At 36.1% G+C, this 21,669-nt stretch carries 14 protein-coding genes; 4 read left to right on the forward strand and 10 right to left on the reverse strand.

Annotation, left to right across the window (positions count from 1 at the left end; translation table 11 throughout):
- Positions 1-7 precede the first annotated feature (7 nt).
- The gene (locus tag ACU1LP_RS09520) at positions 8-2,284 is read left to right on the forward strand and encodes a DUF349 domain-containing protein (protein WP_445736150.1); all 2,277 of its coding nucleotides are present in this window, start codon (positions 8-10) and stop codon (positions 2,282-2,284) included.
- 50 nt (positions 2,285-2,334) lie between these two features.
- Here ACU1LP_RS09520 and ACU1LP_RS09525 read toward each other — a convergent pair whose 3' ends face one another.
- The 7 genes from ACU1LP_RS09525 to ACU1LP_RS09555 form a co-directional block, all read right to left on the reverse strand.
- Positions 2,335-5,628 carry an Ig-like domain-containing protein gene (locus tag ACU1LP_RS09525; protein ID WP_445736151.1) on the reverse strand — a complete coding sequence of 1,098 codons (3,294 nt, stop codon included), beginning with the start codon at positions 5,626-5,628 and terminating at the stop codon, positions 2,335-2,337.
- Between the two features lie 92 nt (positions 5,629-5,720).
- Positions 5,721-6,494 carry a nucleoside triphosphate pyrophosphohydrolase gene (mazG, locus tag ACU1LP_RS09530; protein ID WP_445732796.1) on the reverse strand — a complete coding sequence of 258 codons (774 nt, stop codon included), beginning with the start codon at positions 6,492-6,494 and terminating at the stop codon, positions 5,721-5,723.
- Between the two features lie 142 nt (positions 6,495-6,636).
- On the reverse strand, positions 6,637-8,910 hold the full coding sequence (locus ACU1LP_RS09535; RefSeq protein WP_445736152.1) for an aconitate hydratase: 2,274 nt from the start codon (positions 8,908-8,910) through the stop codon (positions 6,637-6,639).
- A 194-nt stretch (positions 8,911-9,104) separates the two neighbouring features.
- Entirely contained in the window at positions 9,105-10,058 is a 954-nt protein-coding gene (locus ACU1LP_RS09540; RefSeq protein WP_445736153.1) for an AAA family ATPase, read from the reverse strand.
- A 2-nt stretch (positions 10,059-10,060) separates the two neighbouring features.
- Entirely contained in the window at positions 10,061-11,515 is a 1,455-nt protein-coding gene (locus ACU1LP_RS09545) for a peptidylprolyl isomerase (RefSeq protein ID WP_445736154.1), read from the reverse strand.
- Complete coding sequence (locus ACU1LP_RS09550) at positions 11,478-12,245, reverse strand: peptidyl-prolyl cis-trans isomerase (protein WP_445736155.1); 768 nt, start codon at positions 12,243-12,245, stop codon at positions 11,478-11,480. Before ACU1LP_RS09550 ends, ACU1LP_RS09545 begins: the two co-directional genes overlap by 38 nt.
- Before the next feature lie 87 nt (positions 12,246-12,332).
- On the reverse strand, positions 12,333-14,288 hold the full coding sequence (locus ACU1LP_RS09555; protein WP_445736156.1) for a peptidylprolyl isomerase: 1,956 nt from the start codon (positions 14,286-14,288) through the stop codon (positions 12,333-12,335).
- A 144-nt stretch (positions 14,289-14,432) separates the two neighbouring features.
- On the opposite strand from ACU1LP_RS09555, the gene ACU1LP_RS09560 reads away from it, so the two are divergent.
- The 3 genes from ACU1LP_RS09560 (at position 14,433) to ygiD (ending at position 16,401) form a co-directional block, all read left to right on the forward strand.
- A complete protein-coding gene (locus tag ACU1LP_RS09560) occupies positions 14,433-14,669 on the forward strand; it encodes a hypothetical protein (protein ID WP_445732626.1) in 237 nt (78 codons plus the stop codon).
- A gap of 166 nt (positions 14,670-14,835) precedes the next feature.
- Positions 14,836-15,423, forward strand: coding sequence for a Crp/Fnr family transcriptional regulator (locus tag ACU1LP_RS09565; RefSeq protein WP_445732625.1), 588 nt, complete (start codon positions 14,836-14,838; stop codon positions 15,421-15,423).
- 99 nt (positions 15,424-15,522) lie between these two features.
- Positions 15,523-16,401 carry a 4,5-DOPA-extradiol-dioxygenase gene (gene ygiD / locus ACU1LP_RS09570; protein ID WP_445732624.1) on the forward strand — a complete coding sequence of 293 codons (879 nt, stop codon included), beginning with the start codon at positions 15,523-15,525 and terminating at the stop codon, positions 16,399-16,401.
- A 176-nt stretch (positions 16,402-16,577) separates the two neighbouring features.
- Here ygiD and guaB read toward each other — a convergent pair whose 3' ends face one another.
- From guaB to ACU1LP_RS09585, 3 genes are all read right to left on the reverse strand, one after another.
- A complete protein-coding gene (gene guaB, locus ACU1LP_RS09575; protein WP_445732623.1) occupies positions 16,578-18,050 on the reverse strand; it encodes an IMP dehydrogenase in 1,473 nt (490 codons plus the stop codon).
- Between the two features lie 260 nt (positions 18,051-18,310).
- Complete coding sequence (locus tag ACU1LP_RS09580) at positions 18,311-21,061, reverse strand: outer membrane beta-barrel protein (RefSeq protein WP_445736157.1); 2,751 nt, start codon at positions 21,059-21,061, stop codon at positions 18,311-18,313.
- A gap of 122 nt (positions 21,062-21,183) precedes the next feature.
- On the reverse strand, positions 21,184-21,591 hold the full coding sequence (locus ACU1LP_RS09585) for a heme-binding domain-containing protein (protein WP_445736158.1): 408 nt from the start codon (positions 21,589-21,591) through the stop codon (positions 21,184-21,186).
- Between the last annotated feature and the right edge of the window lie 78 nt (positions 21,592-21,669).

Consider the following 21,669-nt stretch of genomic DNA (forward strand, 5'->3'; position numbering starts at 1 on the left):
TTTTAAAATGTCTGATATAAATAACCTGCAAAAAGCAGATGGTAAAGAAGAAGTTATTAAGAATACTGATATTCAGAATACCCCTTCAGAAGAAAAAGAAGCAGTTGAACCCATAAAAACCCAACCAGCGGATGAACCTGCAAGTGTTGAAAATGAAACTATGGAAGCTACTGAAAGTGATGATATCAAAGACTCAGACAAACACAACGACGGCCTTTTAAATGAAATAGAGGATTCCAATGCAGAAGATGCAGAAGATGAAGGCAATGAAGAGCCACAAAATGCTGTAGAACAAGAAACTACAGATGCTACCGAAAGTGAAGACACTAAAGATTCAGACAAACACAACGACGAGGTTTTAAATGAAATAGAAGATTCAAATGCAGAAGATGCAGAAGATGAAGGCAACAAAGAGCCACAAAATGCTGTAGAACAGGAAACTACGGATGCTACCGAAAGTGAAGACACTAAAGATTCAGACAAACACAACGACGAGGTTTTAAATGAAATAGAAGATTCAAATGCAGAAGATGCAGAAGATGAAGGCAACAAGGAACGCCATACCATTGAGGTAAAGGCCTACGACACCATGTCGTTGGAAGCCCTTACTATCGAACTCGAAAAACTTGTAAAAAACGAAAAAGTCCAGGCCATAAAATCGCATGTTGAAACTATCAACAGTGAATTCAAAGAAAAGTTCCAAGCCTTATTGGACGAGAAAAAAGAAGATTTTTTGAACGACGGCGGTAATGAAATCGATTTTTATTATACCTCTCCCATACAAAAACGCTTTAAGGAAGCTTATAATGAGTATAGAAAAAAACTCAATGAGCATTATCAAAATCTGGAAAAAAATCTAAAACAAAATTTAACCGATAAACTTGGAATTATTGAAGAGCTAAAAGGTTTGATCAATATTGAAGAGAACATAAACACAACGTACAAACATTTTAAGGAATTACAAGAACGTTGGAGACATACGGGTCCCATTCCGCGCGATAAATACAATAATGCATGGAACAGTTACCACCACCATGTAGAACTATTTTACGACTTTTTACATTTGAACAGGGATTTGCGCGATCTGGACTTTAAGCATAACCTAGAGAAGAAATTATTGATTATCCAACGTGCTGAAGAATTGGCTGCCGACGATAATGTGATGCGTGCTTTTAGAGAACTGCAAGAACTCCATAAAATGTGGAAAGAGGAACTTGGACCCGTTGATAAGGAATACAGAGATGTTATTTGGGACCAATTTAAGGCTGCCACCAAAATAATCAATGATAAACGCCAAGTATATTATCAAGAAATAGATAAGGTTTACGATAAAAACCTTGAAAAGAAACTTGAAATTATCGAGAATATTAAAGCCATAAACGCCCAAGACACCAACTCGCACAATGGTTGGCAAAAGAAAATCAAGGAAGTTGAAGCTTTGCGTGCATCCTTTTTTAATACGGGCAAAGTGCCGAGTAAAGAAAACGAAAGTATATGGTCTAAGTTTAAAGAATCCGTTAGGATTTTTAACCGTAAGAAAAACGCCTTCTATAAAGGTCTGAAAAAAGACCAATATGACAATCTGCATAAAAAACTGGAATTGATCAAAATTGCCGAAGACAACAAGGATAGTGACGATTTTGAAGTTACCACCGCATTGATGAAAAAAATTCAGAACGATTGGAAAAAAATTGGACATGTACCCAGAAAGGACAGTGATAAAATTTGGAAACGCTTTAAAACAGCTTGCAATGGTTATTTTGATAGATTGCACGCCACCAGAAATGCCGCCAATAAAGAAACTGTAGATGCTTTTAACAACAAGCTAAAATTGCTGGACACCGTAAAGGATTTAAAACCAACAGGCAATAAAGAAAAAGATGTTGAAAGCATTAAAGAATTTATAAATAACTGGAAAGAACTAGGACGGGTACCAAATGACAAACGCTACATTGACGGTAAGTTCAATAAAGCCATAGAAGATTTTCTTTCTGGTTTAAAAATGCATAAAAACGAAGTGGAGATGATCAAGTTTGAGAACAAACTCGATACTATCAGTGCTTCGCAGGACAATAAGGATTTAGATAATGAGCGTCATTTCATCCGTAAAAAAATCGATGAACTAAAAGGTCAAATCAATCAACTGGAAAACAATTTACAGTTTTTTACCAATGTTGAAGATGACAATCCGCTTGTAAGAGAAGTCCATAACAATATAAAAGCCCATAAAGAAAATTTAAAATTATGGAAAAGCAAGCTTAGTAAAATTAAGGAGCTTTATTAAATAAGGTTTTATTTGATTAAAAAAAACTTAGGGAAAGCCTAAGTTTTTTGTTATCTAATTAAACTAAAATGCCCTCGATAAGTTCTAATATTTCCGGAAATCTCTACGAGTTGGGCAACAAACCAATAATCTGAATCTGGAAGGCGTTTACCATTAAAAGTGCCGTCCCAACCATCATTTTTTCCACTGATTTGTTTAATCAATTTTCCATATCTATCAAAAATCTTAACTAAAGAGGCTTCAGTAAAGTCGGTTCCTAATCCTCTAATATTCCATGTATCGTTACTTCCATCGTTATTGGGTGTGAAAAATTTGGGAAAACCCAGTATAAAAACTTCCAATTCTGCTATACCGCATTTATTTTTATCCTTAACATAAATGGTGTGCACACCAGCACCTACTCTATCAAAATACGGTTCATCTTTATAAGGGCCATTAATAGCATCCAAAGCAAATTCATAATCCCCAATACCTAAATTATTGTTATCATTATTAATACGGATGCTGTTGTTGTTTGATAATTCCACAATGGTAACATCATCTAAATCTATGGATGCTATGGCAGATTCCACAACATCAAAAGTTACAGGAAACGATTCGCAACCAAAAATTGAAGTAGCAATAACTGTGTAAATACCTGCTGAAAACACCGTGGCATTTGGCAATACACTAACTAAGTTAGCATTTGCATCTCGCCACTCGTATGTATAGTTTCCGTTTGGGTTATAAGTAAATAAAGAAATGGGATTATTATCCAAGCAATAAACCTCGGTTTGATCAACTTCAAACTCTGGCCTTGGATGTACGGTTAATAATAAATGCGGACCAAGACCAAAACATTCGCCATTATCACCACTTTCAACACGTACATAAAGAATCTCTGAAAATGGGGTGTTATTGATATAATTTGTTTGAGATAAAATTTCATTTTGTTCTAACTGCGCATCATTTAAGTTTTTATAATAATGCACACTTAGATTCTGACCCGCAGGGAATTGTGAAATAAATAAGGGTGAAACCTGTGTTAAATCGAATACATGGTTTCCGTCACTAGTGATATCATCATCACAAGATTGTAATTCTTCAACGTAGCCCAAAGGAAAAGAAGTTGTTGACGCTTGCAAGGTAACGGTTGCAACTCTATGGCATCCATTATTGTTTTCAACCCGCACGAAAATGGTGCTTGTTGTTTGGTTATTTATTATGGATGGAATTTCATTGTTTCCTGAATCTGCATCATTATATGAAGTATAGTACGAAAAATTTAAACCTGAAGAATTATTGTTGGTAATAACATCATGCGCTTCTTCCAAATTAAAATAAGTAAAGCCATCAGGAATTCCGTCTTCATCACAGTTTTTAAAAACTATGGAAGGTTGAATTACAGGTAAATCCTTCACTTGAATATTAAAAGAAGTATCCGTAAAACATGAATTGTTGTTGATATTTACAATTCTAACATATATGGCCTGTCCACCTTGAATTGTATTTACAAATGCATTGGAAGCTGTAGGTATGGGAATGCTGTAAGCGGTATCCATAAAATAAAAAAAGGTATAATCGCTCGCCGCTTTTCCGTTTAGCAAAATTGTTTCATTTAGTGTTAAATCGAAAATGGTAAGGCCATTCGTATCGTCGCCATCAGTCATCGTATCACAAGCGGTTAAAACAGGAATGGTTGCGGGTATTATAACGGTTTCATCAATAAGTACATTAACCGCCAACCTGTTGGCACTCTCGCAAGTATTAATGGTTTGCGTAGCATAATAGGTGGTATTGGTTTTTAATAATTCTGTATTGTTTAAAGGTGTTCCACCGGTAGCATTTGCATACCATAAAACAGCATTGCCGGTTATAGTTAAATTGGAAACAGTTGCATTTTCAATATCACAAAAACGTTGCGATGCATTAGCAATCGGTAAAGGTGTTTTTTGAACTGTTACCGTAACCGGAGCACGCATTAAAGTAGTGCATCCATTTAAAGTCGCATCAATATAATAAGTTTTGGTTGCGTTTAGAGTTGGGGTTATAAAAGTTGTTCCTGTACCCAAAACGGAACCACCAATTGATACATCGTACCAATTTATTACTCCAGCCGAAGCTGTGGCTGATAAAGTTCCTGAGCCACTATCGCAAATCAAGCTGCCTACGGTTGAAACTATCGTTGGTATTTGATTAATGGTTGCTATGATTGGTGTTCTATCACCAGTAGTACAACCATTTAATGATGCCAAAGCATAATATGTGGTGGTAATGTTTAGAGTGGGTGTTGTAAATGTTAATCCTGTATTTATAGGAATTCCTCCTGTGGCAGAATTAAACCAAAGTACGGTACCGTACAAAGGTGTTGCTTCCAAAGTAAGCATGCCACTACCGCAAATTGAAGCAGGTTTAACATTGGTAATGGCATTGGTATATATTTTTGTACTTGCCGATATATTTAGTACAGGGTCTCCGGGCAATCCTCCATATTCCACGATGTACCCTTTAGGCTGGTAAGCATTGCCATTTATTAAGCTTCCGGTATTACTTAAATCGTTCCAAGACCCCGGTATGCCAACGCCAGGTGCCGTAATATGTGCGTAATCTTCATCCCCCGCTTGATTGGGTTCGTTAGTGTTCCAAAAAGCAAAATTGGGGGTAGATCCATTTGATAGACCATTCCAAAATACAGTGCCATTTTCCGGACCTGTAACCCATCTCCAAACACCTTCAACGGCGGCATCACTACCCCCAATCCATCCGGCGCCCGCAGCTTGTTTACCAGATAATTGGGCTTCTTCAGCCGAAGTAATCGTTGCCAAATACCCAGGTATTCCAAAATAAGTTCTTGCTTCTGCAGCTATTTTTGCACTGGTCCAAGTAATTCCTAAAGAAGGCACATATTCATAATAATGGCCCGTTGACGGCAAATAGTTAGCATCTCCAATAGTGATTGAAAAGGCCTTGTCCGAAGGATTATTGCCAGTGCTCTGAAAAACAACATCTTTTATGGCAGCTATTAAATCTATATAAGTAACGGGTGCAGATGCCACACCGCTTAAGGTTAATTTCCCTTCTAAAACATTCCATGATGTGACAACATTGGGATGCGAATTTAAAAGCAGCAACGTATCTTCTCCAGAAACATAACCGGTTGATACTTGCACAAAAAGCGCTGCAATTCCAGTATCATCGGGGTCCACTATATTAAAATCAGTAACAATGTTAATCTGGGTTTTTGCACAATAGGGTTGGTTTCCAATAGCTGTGAGTACAGGTGCTATATTTTGTGACCATGATATATTGGTTAAAAGCAAAAAAAACACAATATAAAATATTGTGAGACTTCTATAATTACGCATTAAAAAAATTTATAACAATTAATAATTTTAATAAATATATAATAAATTTGAAATAACGAAAAACTTACCTGCTAAAAACCGGTTTATTGGGGTTAAAGACTTTTAGCTTCCTCCCAAAAAACATCCATTTCGGCAAGTGTCATATCCTTTAAAGGTTTGTTGATGGCTTTTGCTTTTTCTTCTAAATATTGAAAACGTTTTGTGAATTTTTTGTTGGTACGTTCCAAAGCATTTTCTGGGTTGATATTCAAAAATCTGGCGTAGTTTACCATCGAAAATAAAACATCCCCAAATTCGCTTTCCATGGCATCTGTATTCCCTAAAGCTACTTCAGTTTTAAATTCATCCAATTCTTCTTGTACTTTTTCCCAGACTTGATTGGGCTCTTCCCAGTCAAAACCGACACCTGCAACCTTTTCCTGAATTCTATTGGCCTTTACCAAGGCTGGTAAACTGTTCGGCACGCCTTCCAAAACACTTTTATTACCCTCTTTTAGTTTTAAATTTTCCCAATTTCGTTTTACATCTTCTTCATTATCCACTTTTACATCGCCATAAATATGAGGATGTCTATTTATTAATTTTTCACAAATGCCGTTGCAAACATCAGCGATATCAAAAACGTTGGTCTCACTCCCTATTTTGGAATAAAAAACAATGTGAAGCAGCACGTCGCCCAACTCTTTCTTTATCTCTTGCAAATCATTATCCAAAATAGCATCGCCCAACTCATAGGTTTCCTCAATGGTTAAATGCCGTAAAGATTCCATGGTTTGTTTTTTATCCCATGGGCAGCCTTCACGCAAGTCATCCATAATGGTCAATAATCTATCGAACGCTTTTAGTTGATCTGCTCTGGAATTCATATAAAGTGTTTTGGTAAAAATACGATTATAAATGATTTTAATTAATTCCATAAAACAAAAAATCCAACCGTAAAAGCTGGATTTTTTGTTTTATAAAAAGACCTACAAGGTTTTGGAAACCTTGCAGGTCGGTTTGTATAAATTATGAGGCGTTATTTTGCCTTTTAATTAAATTTAAAGCAGAACCTTCATTGTACCAAGCTATTTGAGCGTCGTTATACGTGTGGTTTAATTTAATTAAATCTTTACTGCCATCAGCATGAACCGCTTCCAAAGTTAATTGCTTATCTGGCGCAAATGCATTTAAATCGATAAAGTTGAATGTATCATCTTCTTTAATTAAATCGTAATCCGCTTCATTGGCAAATGTTAACCCTAACATCCCTTGTTTTTTAAGGTTTGTTTCGTGGATACGTGCAAACGATTTTACAATAACCGCAGCGACACCTAAAAACCGAGGTTCCATAGCAGCATGCTCTCTTGAAGATCCTTCACCATAATTGTGGTCGCCCACCACGATGGTTTTAATTCCTTTTGCTTTGTATTGACGTTGCACATCTGGAACACCACCAAATTCGCCAGTTAACTGGTTTTTAACAAAGTTTGTTTTTTTGTTATAGGCATTTACGGCACCAATTAAACAGTTGTTGGAAATATTATCCAAATGTCCACGGAAACGCAACCAAGGTCCCGCCATACTAATATGGTCGGTGGTGCATTTTCCAAATGCTTTAATTAATAATTTAGCGCCATTAATGGTATTGCCTAAAGGTTCAAAAGGTTCTAATAATTGCAATCTTTCCGAATCTTCAGCAACTTTTACATTGACGTGGCTTCCATCTGCCTCAGGGGCCAAATACCCATTTTCTTTTACCTCAAAACCTTTTGGTGGCAATTCCCATCCTGTTGGTTCTTCAAACATCACTTCCTGTCCATTTTCATTGATAAGTTTATCGGTCATCGGATTGAAATCCAAACGACCTGCAATGGCAATAGCTGCTGTAATTTCTGGTGAAGCCACAAATGCATGGGTATTAGGGTTTCCATCAGCACGCTTTGCAAAGTTTCTGTTGAAGGAATGTACAATACTGTTTTTAGGTGCGTTTTTTGGGTCGCTATAACGTGCCCATTGCCCAATACAAGGGCCACAAGCATTTGTGAATATTTTAGCGTCCAATTTTTCAAACACTTGTAGAATACCATCTCTTTCGGCGGTATATCTCACTTGTTCAGAACCTGGATTGATGCCTAATTCCGATTTCATTTTCAATCCTTTGTCCAATGCTTGTTGTGCTATTGAAGAAGCACGCGATAAATCTTCGTAAGATGAATTGGTACAAGAACCAATCAATCCCCATTCCACCGCAATGGGCCAATCGTTAGCTGTTGCTTTTTCATTCATGGCTTTACCTACTGTAGTAGATAAATCCGGTGTAAAGGGTCCATTCAATAAAGGGCCTAATTCCGATAGATTGATATCGATAACTTGATCAAAATACTTTTCAGGATTTGCATATACTTCAGCATCTGCGGTTAAATATTCTTTTACTTTATTGGCTGCATCGGCAACATCGGCTCTATCGGTTGCACGTAAATAACGCTCCATAGATTCATCATATCCAAAAGTAGAAGTGGTTGCCCCAATTTCAGCACCCATGTTGCAAATGGTTCCTTTACCTGTACAGGACATGGAAGTTGCGCCTGGTCCAAAATATTCAACAATTGCTCCAGTTCCTCCTTTTACGGTTAGAATTTCTGCTACTTTTAAAATAACATCTTTAGGCGCTGTCCAACCAGATAATTTTCCAGTCAATCTTACACCTATTAATTTGGGAAACTTTAATTCCCACGCCATACCAGCCATCACATCTACGGCATCGGCGCCACCAACACCAATGGCCACCATTCCCAAACCACCTGCATTTACAGTGTGCGAATCGGTACCAATCATCATCCCTCCTGGGAACGCATAATTTTCTAGAACTACTTGGTGGATAATTCCCGCACCTGGTTTCCAAAAACCAATGCCATATTTATTGGAAACAGATTCCAAAAAGTTGAATACCTCACTACTTACGCTATTTGCGTGTTTCAAATCGACCGCAGCACCTTCTTTCGCTTGGATTAAGTGATCGCAATGTACCGTTGTTGGCACTGCCACTTTACTTTTTCCGGCTTGCATAAATTGCAATAAGGCCATTTGGGCCGTAGCATCTTGACATGCAATTCTATCTGGTGCAAAATCCACATAATCCTTTCCTCTTTCAAATGCTTTTGTGGGCATGCCGTCCCAAAGGTGATTATATAATATTTTTTCAGAAAGGGTTAATGGTCTTCCTACAACCTCACGGGCTTTATCAACGTGCTCAGCCATTTTAGTGTACACACCTTTAATCATGTCAATGTCAAATGCCATAGTTTCTATTTTATTTTTGGTTTTTTAAAGTTATGCAAATTACGAAATTAATCTAAAGTTCTAAAAATAAAGCCAGCAATACAAATAAACGCCATAGCAATTTGTAATAGTCACATTTTAAATTAATATGATTTTGTTTTTTGCAACATTTTGAGATTATTAATGCTGATTTAATAAAGATTTAACTTTAAAAACTAGAACAAACTCTTAATAATATGCATTTCAGAAATACCTTCTGCTTCAGCTTTGTAGTTTTTAATAATTCTATGTCGTAAAATACTATGCGCTACTGCCTGAACATTTTCTATGTCCGGAGAGAATTTGCCATGAATGGCGGCATGTGTTTTTGCAGCCAATATTAAATTTTGCGAGGCTCTGGGGCCTGCTCCCCAATCGATGTAATTTTTAACCAAATCATTTGCCGAATCGCTATTTGGTCTGGTTTTGCCCACCATGGCAACAGCATATTCAATCACATTATCAGCAACCGGAATACGGCGTATCAGGTGTTGATACTCTGTAATTTCTTTGGCTGAAAAAAGAGGATTTACCTTCGCCGTATGATCCGAAGTGGTTGCTTTTACCACTTCTACTTCTTCCTTAAAAGATGGATAATCCAAATTGATGGCGAACATAAAGCGGTCCAATTGCGCTTCAGGTAGCGGATAGGTGCCTTCTTGCTCGATGGGATTTTGTGTTGCCAAAACAAAATAAGGCAATTCTAATTTATAATGATTTCCAGCCACGGTTACCGCGCGCTCCTGCATGGCTTCCAACAGGGCTGCTTGGGTTTTTGGAGGTGTTCTATTAATCTCATCTGCCAGAATAATATGAGCGAAAATGGGCCCTTTTATGAATTTAAAATGCCGATCCTCGTCTAAAATCTCACTCCCTAAAATGTCACTCGGCATTAAATCGGGGGTAAACTGAATGCGTTTAAAATCGAGACCCAACGCTTGGGCAATGGTATTTACCATTAAGGTTTTTGCCAACCCCGGAACGCCAATTAATAGTGAATGGCCACCAGAAAAAATAGAAATCAATATTTGATTGACCACCGCATCTTGACCAATAATAACTTTGGCTATTTCGGTTTTTAAATCTTTATAACGTTTTACAAATTGTTCAATGGCAGCTACGTCAGACATATTTATTTCTTTAACCAGTTGCTGGAAAATTCACAATTTCTGTACTCGCCGCTAATTTTCACAAAGGTATCCAATATCTTGTCTTCTTGCCATTTCGCAATCGCATCAATCTTTTTTGCATCCAAAGCTCGTTCTTTTATTTTTAAATAGTCGCGTGCATAATCTGCTTCATGCTGGTCAACTCTATCGGTAACCATTAAAATTTTGAACTTAACTTTGCCGGTTCTGTCTTCCTCTTTTAAAACAAGACTTACTTCGTTATCCTTTAAATTTTGAATTTGCGAATACATTTCTGGTTCCATCCGGGTCAATTCAAAATTATAATCTTGTGTGGTTGGGTTTATTAACTGCCCACCATCACCACGGGTTTCTTTTTCATCACTGGCTTCCCTGGCAGCATCGGCAAAGGATATTTCGCCGTTAACAATACGCTTCCTTATTTTTTCAAGACGATCTTTTGCTTCATTTACTGCTTCTACAGATACTTTTGGCGATAATAAAATATGAGCCACATCGTATTCTTGTCCTCTTATTTTATCACATTGAATAATATGGTAGCCAAAATCGGTTTCAAATGGTTCCGATATCTCACCTTCCTGAAGTGAAAATGCTACTTCCCTAAACTCTTTAACCATTCGGGGCTGTTTTCTGTTTAAAGTATATTTTCCTCCTTTACTTGCCGATCCTGGATCTTCTGAATACAACAACGCTTTAGAACGAAAACTGGCGCCGTTTTCAAGAATATCTGCTTTAAATTCCTTTAACCTATTGATAACGCGCTGTTTTTCCTCTTCTGAAATTTTAGGTTCTGCAACTATTTGGGCTACTTTAAGTTCGGTGCCAAAAGTGGGGCGTTCCTCTTTAGGGATCTTATCAAAAAACTGGCGGACTTCTTCTGGGGTTATCTCAACCTTATCCACAATTTTAGCTTGCATTTTTGCCGCTAACTGATTGTTTTTATTGATCTCGAACATTTCATCCCTAAAGGATTTTTCATCCTCTTTTTTATAGAACTCCAAAAGTTCTTTCATAGACTTGCCCGATTGGGTTAAAAATTGCTCAACTTGGTAATCTACATTTTTTCTAATTTCGGCATCCGAAACCACAATACTATCTTGAATAGCGTGGTGGGCATAGAGTTTATTTTCCAATAACTTGCCGAACAATTCACAATCTGTAATGTCTTTTGAATCATATCCACCGGCTTCCAATTGTAATCTCTCTTTGGTTACATCAGAGTCCAAAACAATAAAATCGCCCACTACAGCGGCAACACCATCTATTTTTCTGGCGTTTTGCGATTTTGTGGAGTCTATTTTTTTAACTTCAGGTTTTACTTCTTCTTCATTAATGACCTCTTGCGCAGACATAACATGTAAACCCAACAACGCTATGCATAAAACCACGATGTGTTTCAAATTATTTATAAATTTCAAATTGTTTATTTTTAATGGCATCTTTAGTAATATCTTTTTCTAATTCTCTAATAAGCTCAAGCTTTCTTTTATTAATAACGATTTGGTTTATGGTAGGTTTTACATACTCCAACGGCGCCGTATCATTTCGCAACAAAACATCATTAATTTGCATCAAATATACTCCTAATGAATCTTTGAGCTGTACAAAATTAGATTTTTTTAACAGTTGGTTTTTATTTTCGGGGGTAATGGCAGGAATTTTACTAACAACTTGACTCGCCTTTATCCAAATGGTATCGTTTAATGAATAGGATTTAAACTGAATGGACATGGCTTCCAACTCTTTTTTATCCTTGGAATTGTAGCGTCTAAACTTGTCCTCAATGGTTTTGTAATTATTGATGTCTGGGTCTAAATGTATATAACGGAATTTAAGGAGCTCCTCATTAAGTTTAAAAACGTCTTTGTTAGCATTGTAATAAGCTTGGGCTTCGGCTTTAGTAACTTCCGTGTTCATATCGCGCAGCACCAAGGCTTCAATATAGGCTTTTGTATATAGATCATTTTTATATTGATTGACCAATTTGTTGAATTCCTCTTGTTTGGCTTCACTTAAATTAACCAGGGCACCATCAACAAACAACTGTTGTGTAGCCCAACGGTTGATGAAATTTTGGACTACCAAAGTACTATCTTCTTTAGGGGTGCCTTCAGAAACCAAGTCCTTAATATCATCATAATATAGATACGTATCATTTACTCTGGCCACTGGGATTCCATCCTCGGTTGGCTTAAAAAAAAAGTTACAGGAAAATAGTATCAAAAAAAGAAAAAACGAAATGATTTTATAGCGCACTTATTGGTTTTTTATTTGAGTCTTTACATTTTTTAAAGCCTCTTGGTTTACTTCTACTTTATATTTATCGGCCAGTTCCTTTAGCCATTTTTCTTCTTTAAAATTCTGGTAATCGCTTATTACAGCACCTTTGGATTCCTCAAAGGTTTTTTGGGTTTCGGGCAGCACTTCTTTAACTTGAACTATTACAAAGGCACCATTATGGTTGTATATTTTTGAAACCCCTTTTTTAAACTCAAAACCATCAGGTAAAGCTTGGTGATTGGCTTCCATAATGCCAGATGTAAAAATAACATCTATTTTATCATTGCTGTTCACAAGTCCCTTAATTTGGTCTAAAGCCATGTTTTTTTCCAGCAATTTAGATACTTTTTTAAGCGTTTTTTGTTCTTTTGAAGAAGCGACCACGGCATCAATCCTTTTGGGCAATACATATTTGGCTTTGTGGGTATTATAATAGTTTTCAATGGCCAAAGAATCGGATTGTGCGGTGTTCCATATAGTGGTTTCCATTAAATCGAACAACAATAACCCATCCCTATATTCAGCCACGATATTTGCAAATTCCTCGTTTTCACCTTCTAATGCATCCTCTTGATATGTTACTAAATTCTCGTTTAAAAAGGCCTCATATTTATTTGCAACCAACGTTTTAAAATCCATTTTAGCTTCGTTCTTACTTTGAGAAATGGCTAAATAATCGGCAAAATCCTTATAAGTAAATTGCTTCTCACCTATTTTCACAAATGGTTTTTTTTCATCCAATTTAGCGGGTTCTACCCATGTTCTTTTAAAATAATCATCATTTAAAATAGATGCAAAATAATCTAAAGCAGGCTGTTTGATTGGTACGTTATATTTAGTTTTAAGCTTTGTGTACAAAGCATTGTCTATTAATTTAGACCGATCATCGCGCTTCACTTTTTCTTCCAACTCAGGTTTCATATCCTCAAAAGGCGCAATGGGTTTTTTGTCGTATAATTTAACAATGTGCCAACCGTATTGCGACTGGAATGGTTCTGAAATATCGCCAATGTCATTCAACCCAAAAACCACGTTTTCAAATTCTACAGAGTTTATTTGACCTCCGGAAATAGGCGATAACAGCCCTCCTTTTGGCGCCGAATTACCGTCATCTGAAAACTGTTTCGCCAAGGCTTCAAAATCTTCGCCCTGCTTTAATTTTTTATAAATATCCTGTATTCTATCTTCTGGTTTTTCCGCTAAGGAATCGCCTTCTTTTTTTACCACCATAATATGTGCAACGGTACGCTCGCCTCTAGATTTTCGTTTTTCTTGCACATTTACAATATGATACCCAAATTGGGTTCTGAACGGTTGCGAAATATCGCCAACTTTCGTGTTAAAAGCGGCACTTTCAAACGGATAGACCATTCTAAAACCTGAAAAATAGCCCAAATCCTCACCAAAAACCGTTTGCCCATTGTGCACTTCCTGCCGTACTTTTTCAAAACCCTCTTTTAAGGCTCTTTCACGTAATTTTATAATGTTGTTATATGCAGCCAAAGTATCTGCTGGACTTGCGTTTTCGGGTATTTTTATCAGAATATGGGAGGCTTTTACATCGTTTGAAATCCTGTTGTAAGCTTCCTCTACCAACTCGTCAGTCACCTTGGTATCAGACATGAAATTTTTAGCCAATTGCTTTTTGTAACTCGATAGCTCCCTAATATAGGATGGTTTTTCATTTAGGCCCAGTGCTTTGGCTTCCTTTAATTTGAGTTTGTAATTGGTGAAAAGTGTTAAATACTCATCCACGTTTTTTTGGGATTCATCCTGAACCAAATCCAAATTTTTATTGTAAACCCTTAAAAACTCCGACACGTAAACGGGTTCACCATCTACCGTAAAAAGCACGTCATTAGTAACTGATTGACCACCAACATGTGTCATTGAAAATACAAAAAATAAAATAAATAGAGATCTCAAATTCATTTGAAAATAAAATTAAAGTTTGCACAAAAATACTAATATAAAGCTATAATACAAGTAGGTTTAACAAACGATTAAAAAGATAAAATATTACGTTTTTTTAATTATATATTTTTACCTTTCAACAATCATTTATATTTAAAACCGATGCGGAAATTAAAATTAATATGGGATTTTCGAGGTCCTGACGCCAGCAAAATTGCAGAACACCATGAAATCCATTTAAAGGAATATATTCAAAGTGAAAAACTAAACATAAACATTACAGGTTTTGAAGCTTTAAACGACCTACATTGCATAGCATTTTTAGTTGTGGATGAAGATGAGATGAAGCCTTTACGAGATGCTTTAAAACCGCATCGTGGGCAGGTTTATGTTCCTTGAAACAGGAATTAAATATAAATTTTGAAAACTTGACATTGAAAAAGTTTCAGCTACCTTGGCTTATTGAACGATATAGTTCATTGAAACACAACCATATCTTAACATTATGCGCCATGCTTGGACAACCGACATCCCCGAAACTGACAGCTATTAATTAACCTGGACAATGCAAAATAATATTCGCGAAAATATTGAAGCCAAAATAAATCAAAAACTGACTGAGGCAGAATATGAAAAACTAAGTAGATGGTTTGTTCCTATTCAATTAGAAAGTAAAGTGCAATTTGTAAAAGAAGGACAAGTTTCCCGTAATTTATATTTTGTTGATTCTGGTGCGACACATACTTTCATTGTTGATAAAAAAGGAGAAGTTCATACTGTTCAATTTGGATTGGAAGGCTATTGGACTGGAGATATGTATAGTTTTTTTAGTGGTAACCCATCCATATTTAATGTTGAAACCTTAGAACCATCAACGCTGTTTGCAATGAAACATATTGATTTTGAAAAAGCTTGTGAGCAAATTCCAAAATTTGAATTGTTTTTTAGAATACTTGTTCAAAATGGCTATTTGAGTTCATTGCAAAGAATAGCCAAAAGTTTTAGTGAAGGTGCAGAACAGCGTTACTTAACGCTAATAAAAAATAACCCCGCCCTCCCTCAAAGAGTTCCTCAATATTTAGTAGCATCGTACTTAGGCATCAAGCCACAATCACTAAGTCGCATCCGACAAAACCTTCTAAAGAAAAAATAGGATTGATACGTTATTAACCTATGTGAACGAAAAGCCATTGCATAAGCCCCAACTTTGCATAACCAATAAATAGTGATGTTATTCAAAATCAATTCGGCAATGGAACGACAACAATTCTTAAAAACCATGGCTTCGCTCCCACTCGTAGGAGCAAGCATGAAACTTGAAGCGTTTGAAAAAATTAGTGCCCATTTTTCAAATACAAAAAAAACACCGTTACTATTTATTGGACATGGACACCCAATCAATGCATTGCTTGACAATGATTTTACTCAAACGCTCAGTAAAATTGGTGCAAGTATTGAAAAACCCAACGCCATTATGATAATTTCGGCACATTGGACAACCAAGGGAACTTTTGTTTCTGTTAATGCACAACCTAAAGCTATATATGATTTTGGAAATATTGATGACCGCTTGCTTCAAATTAAATACGAACCCAAAGGACATCCACAATTAGCAAGACAAGCAATTGAAACAGCAACAAATTATCATATTGAAGAAGACCAAGCAATGGGACTCGACCACGGAGCTTGGACTGTTTTAAAACATTTATATCCTAAAGCAGATGTGCCAGTTTTTGAATTAAGTATTGACCATTCACAACCGACAAACTACCATTTTCAATTAGCAAATTCTTTAAAAAAAATGAGGAAAAAGGGTGTCTTGATTATTGCCAGCGGAAACATAGTTCACAACCTAAAAGTTATAGATTGGAATAATGTTAATGCTAAACCTTTAGACTGGGCAATTGAATTTGATGAAATAGTGAAATCAAAATTAAACAGTCAGGATTTTAAGGCACTTGTAAATTATGAGCAACTTGGAAGTATATTTCAATTAGCACATCCGACAAACGAGCATTATTTACCCATGCTTTACACACTTGGATTAGCTGACAAAACAGAAGAAGTAAAATACCTGTTTGAAGGTTTTCAATTCGGCAGTGCAAGTATGAGATGTTTTCAAATATCGTAACCAATTATGGTATTGCAGACTTAATAGCACGAACGCATAACATGGGTTTGGAAAAAGGGGGCTTTTGGAATAAATTTGAGCAGTGGAATTCTATTGAAAATTTGTGTTAAATTGAACATTTTACTTCGATTTGCCCACCTTCGTCAAGCCATGTTCGATAAGCCAACCTCCAAAAACTACCTCGAATAATTAGGCGATTCATTCGTAATGGTTACATCGTGTGGGTGGCTTTCATTAATGCCGCTTGATGTGATTTTTACAAACTGACCAATTTCTTGCAACGTTGCAATATCTTTAGCACCACAATAGCCCATACCTGCACGCAGTCCACCAATAAACTGATGGATGCTTTCGTACAAATCGCCTTTATAGGGAACGCGCCCCACAATACCTTCAGGAACTAATTTCTTGATATCGTCTTCAACATCTTGAAAATAACGGTCTTTACTACCTTCTTTCATGGCCTCCACAGAACCCATGCCGCGATAGGACTTAAATTTTCGCCCTTCGTAAATAATGGTTTCACCCGGAGATTCTTTGGTCCCTGCCAACAGCGATCCCAACATTACCGTATCGGCGCCAGCGGCAATGGCTTTTGGGATATCGCCTGTATAACGAATACCACCATCGGCAATTACAGGAACACCACTGCCTTTTATAGCTGCAGCCACTTCTAAAACTGCTGAAAATTGCGGAAACCCAACACCTGCCACCACACGCGTGGTACAGATTGAACCCGGACCAATACCCACTTTTACGGCATCGGCGCCTGCTTCTACCAAATATTTAGCGGCGGCACCTGTTGCAATATTGCCAACAATAACATCCAATTGCGGGAATTTTGTTTTTATTTCTTTTAAAACACTCACAACACCTTTGGTATGGCCATGTGCTGTATCAATAACTACGGCATCTACACCGGCATTGACCAATGCTTCGGCTCTTTCAACCGCATCGCCTGTAACACCAATGGCGGCCGCAACGCGTAATCGACCATACTGATCTTTATTGGCCATGGGTTTCTGGCTTAGTTTTGTAATATCCCTAAACGTTATTAACCCAGACAATTTATAATGATCATCAACAATAAGCAATTTTTCGATTTTGTGCTGTTGCAGAATGATTTCGGCATCTTTTAAAGACGTTCCCACGGAAGCAGTCACCAAGTTTTTACTCGTCATAACCTCAACTATGGGTCGTTTTTTATCATGTTCAAAACGTAAATCACGATTGGTAACAATGCCTTTTAAGGTGCCTTCATCATCCACAATAGGAATACCTCCAATACCGTATTCTGCCATGCATTGTTTAGCGTCTTTAACAACGGCAGTAAGCGGTAAGGTTACGGGGTCTATAATCATCCCACTTTCGGCGCGTTTCACTCTTCTTACTTTTAGAGCTTGCGCTTCAATGCTCATGTTTTTATGCAAAACACCAATGCCACCTTCTTGCGCCATGGCAATGGCCATTTTGCTTTCGGTAACCGTATCCATGGCCGCCGAAACAATAGGCACATTAATAGTGATGTTTCTAGTAAATTTTGTTTGGATATTGACTTCGCGCGGAAGTATTTCTGAGTATGCTGGAACCAGTAGAACGTCGTCGTAAGTTAAACCTTCTCCTACTATTTTGTTTTGATGTGCAGTCATTGTGCAATTACGTTATAATTGCGTGCAAATATACACATTTTTTTGGTTTGGATTACCTAATTATAACGAACTGGTTTAAACTTTTTTCAATTGGCTGCAAAATGATATTTTTTACTCACTTTTTGTCTTTTTTTTACTCCGTAGCGATGCTATGCATTTAAAAAAAGTCTTCAATTGATCAAAAAATCTCTATTTTTCGCTTCAATCAAAAAAGTTTAAACCAGTTCATGATTAAAAAATAGTCATAATTATTACCATGATTATCTCCTTCTCATACCGCCACCACGTCTTGAATCACGCCCACCTCCAACATTCATTTTCTGTCCTGCAAAACTTCCAAATTTGTAGGTAAAATTTAGCATAAAATACTGCTCTAGAATATTATTTTCAACATCTTGAATGGATGTTTCTGTTACCGATCTTCTATAACCGTTATTTTTTCCAAGTATATCGTAACCTACCAATGTTAAAGTCGCCTTATTGTTCCATAATTCCATTCCAAGTCCTGCATTCCAAAAAATAGCATCACCATCAAAATCATCGCCAACCCGACTGTTATAACGATAGGAAATTTTATTGGACAAGAATACATTTTTTATAAAGAAAATAGATGATTCAAAATCTACATTTTGAACAAAGTAAATATTATCGTTAAAAACATCTGTATCATAAACACTATTATTTGTTGAGTAGCTATATGCGCCACTAAAATCTAATTTATTATCATAAGAATACTTGAATGACAATGATGGTTTTATAGTAGTTGTTTTAGCAGTAAACTTAATAGCGTTCTGTATAGTCAATGTGTTTTTATAGGAGCCATTTAAACGGGCATTTATATTAATATTTGTTTTTTTACTAAAGAATGATTTTGAAATGGCAGTATTTCCATTAAAAGAATAATCGCCATTAATGTTCGCATAAGTGGTATATTTATTTAAATCGTCATCAGTAATGGTTGCGCTAATAATTTTATCCTGAATAAATTGCGCTCTTGCATTCCCTGTGATATTAATGTTATGAAATGCTAAATTATTTTGATATTCAAAACTTATATTATGATTAATTTCTGGCTCTAAAAACGGGTTACCAACACGAATCTGAGTAATATTGCTAACATCTTCAACGGGCTGTAATTGATTTACAGAAGGCAAATCTACCCGTTGGTTGTAATTGAGATTAATATTTTTGTAGCCATTTTTATCTTTGTATCGAATTCTTCCTGAATACGTTACATATTCAAAATCCTTTTTAAAGTTACGAGCTTCAACCAACATATCTTTGTAATTTCTATACGTATTTGTAAAGGCGCCTTCTACTTCAAAACGAAAATATTTATACTCATACCGCAATCTTAAGGCTGGTATTATTGTGGTAGTGATGTATTTACTATCTGAACTTAACATCTCATTAAAATCATCATAATCTGTTGATGTTTCATCATAATCAAAAATGTAAGTTTCATTATTTTGAGAACGGATGCTCACATTGTATTTTGGAATAATTCTGAAGTTAGAAAATAATTCTTTGCTCCACAGCGCGTTTAAACCTATGTCGCTACTATATTCATTTGTGTTGTTTATTTGATCCTGAACAATGGTTGTACCTCTATTATAGAGTATATTTTCGGAATATTTTTTACTATCGGAATTGCCCTTACTGAAATCGGTTCCTAATTCAACATTTAAATAATCTCTTCCCTTACCTGTTATTGGTGTGATACTAAAATCATTCTTTATTTGATAATTTGAGGACATTAATTGGTTTGTTGAATTATATTTACTAACCAAATCGCCGTTAATACTTTGTGATAGCTTATCTGTTATAGATCCCGTTTCGGAATTCTCAGCACTAAAATCGGTTTCATTGGATATTTGAACTTTATTATTGGATTGCTTGTTTTTTGGTTTTAAAATAAATTTTAGATCTGCTCCTGCTTGATGACTATCGGAATCGTTAAAACTTGTACTTTCAGAATCTGTAATATAATTTAAATTGGGCAGAAAATTCTCGGTGTAGCTTTTTTGTTCTCTATTAGTACTTTGGGTGCTATATTTATAATTTCCATTCATGCGCGTTTCGTTCCATCTACCTTTAGTAAAATTAGCACCTACAAAGTCCGATTCTATATAACCATTGCTGGTATCGGTGTCTGGAAGTGCATTAAAGCCTTTAGACATATTAATATTGTTAGTGCCAGAAATAAGTCCTAATTGTTTTCCATCCAATAATTGGAACACATTGGCATTTGCTTGGTATTTTTCATCGGTGCCATATCCCACTTTTACATCTCCAAAAATGGCTCTGTTTTTTCCCCTTTTTATGGTTAGGTTTATTTCCTTAGTTCCTGAATCGGACTCTTCGCCCGTAAATTTCTGTCTATTGGTTTTATAATCGGTAACCTGTACCTTACTAATCACATTACTTGGCAAGTTTTTTAAGGCAATATCTCCCTTTTTTTCTCCAAAAAACCGCATCCCATCTACATTAATAGCTTCAACCTCAATACCATTCATGGTGATATTTCCATCCAAATCTATTTCAATACCAGGCAGCTTTTTTAATAAATCTTCCGCTTTATCGTTCGGTAGGGTTTTAAAACTATCAGCATTGTATTCTATGGTATCTTTTTTAATTAAAATGGGAGGAGCTCTACCAATAATAGATACCACATTTAATTCTTCAACCTGATCGTCTAAGGTAACAAAACCCATGTTTAGCTCTTTTCCCTTAGGCACATCAATAACTTGTCTATATGGTTTATAACCTAAATAAGCAATATTGAAAATGGCTTTGGAATCGGTTTCGGTATTAACCTGTAATGAAAACTTACCCTCTTTATTGGTGATTCCGTAGGATATTGGAATACTATCTTTTATACTTTGAAGATATACTGTGGCTCCCTCTAAAACATTGGCAATTTGGTCTTTAACTGTCCCTTCTAAAGTGAATTTTTGAGCAAATATTGAAACTGGGATTAACAGAACTATTGGTAACAGGAAACTCTTCAATCTTAACAGTTTTAATTAGGTTGTTGTTAAGACTGAATAGAAGGCGAATGGTTTAATAAGCACTATGTTAAAAACAGAAAATTTATTTTTCTATCAAGCAATAGCTTTACTGCTAAAAAAATCTATTCCAAATGATAATTTCCCCTTGCTTTTTTAGCCCAAGAAATAAGCGCTTCTTTTTGCTCTTTAGTTATGTTTCCGTGGATTAACGTATAGGGTTTTAAAGGCATTTCGCCTTCTTCCACCTCTTCTATCAATTCCTCCAGTTTATGGTCTTTTTTCTTATCCTTGTATGTTGCCCATTGCGATACATTAAAATGCTTATTGCCATCCTTAACATGGCCGTTCAACCAAAAAGAAATGGGCGCCACTTCTGCATACCACGGATAATCGGTTTTATTGCTGTGGCAATCGTAACAATTGTTTTCTAAAATGGCAATTATCTCTTTATTGGGTTTGGTGTCTGCCTCAAAAGCAGCCACATCCCTATATACGGCATTGTTTTTTTCAAGTCTGTAAAATTGGATCAGAAGTAAAAATCACACCTTCTTAGAAGGTGGCTTTGGATAACCCCCATAGGGGGCGACAGAGACATTGGTCAAAAATCA

The sequence above is a fragment of the Mariniflexile sp. genome, from assembly GCF_052728615.1.